The sequence below is a fragment of the Microbacterium maritypicum MF109 genome (assembly GCF_000455825.1).
GTDB lineage: Bacteria > Actinomycetota > Actinomycetes > Actinomycetales > Microbacteriaceae > Microbacterium > Microbacterium maritypicum_A.
Map to the genome: position 1 here is coordinate 1 of NZ_ATAO01000102.1, position 429 is coordinate 429.

2 protein-coding genes are annotated in these 429 nt (G+C 70.2%); both read left to right on the plus strand.

Annotated features, from left to right (window positions below):
• The first annotated feature begins 15 nt into the window (after positions 1–15).
• Entirely contained in the window at positions 16–105 is a 90-nt protein-coding gene (locus tag L687_RS27260) for a potassium-transporting ATPase subunit F (RefSeq protein WP_017201862.1), read from the plus strand.
• Positions 105–429, plus strand: a 325-nt coding sequence (locus L687_RS0121160) for a potassium-transporting ATPase subunit KdpA (RefSeq protein WP_031206881.1), incomplete at its 3' end; no start/stop codon positions are given. The genes L687_RS27260 and L687_RS0121160, both read left to right, overlap by 1 nt.

A 429-nucleotide genomic window follows, 5' to 3' on the forward strand; every position in this document is an offset into this window, starting at 1 on the left:
GGGGGTGGAGCGGCTGTGATCGTCTTCGAGATCCTCGCCGCCGCCCTTGCGGTCGCCGCCGTCGTCTACCTCGTGGTCGCGCTCGTCGCGCCGGAGAGGTTCTGATGGACGCGACGATCTGGTTCGGCATCCTGCAGGTCACGGCCGTCGTGGTCGTTCTCGTGCTCCTCTACCGCCCCCTCGGCGACTACATCGCCCACGTCTTCACGTCGGCGCGCGACCTGCGGGTCGAGCGCGGCGTCTATCGGCTCATCGGCGTCGACTCGTCGTCGGAGCAGACCTGGCGCGCGTACGCCCGCAGCGTGCTGGCGTTCTCGGTGGTCGGCGTTCTGCTGGTCTACGGCCTGCAGCGACTGCAGGCGTTCCTGCCGCAGTCCCTCGGCCTCCCGGCGGTGCCGGAGGGGCTCTCCTTCAACACCGCCGCCTCGT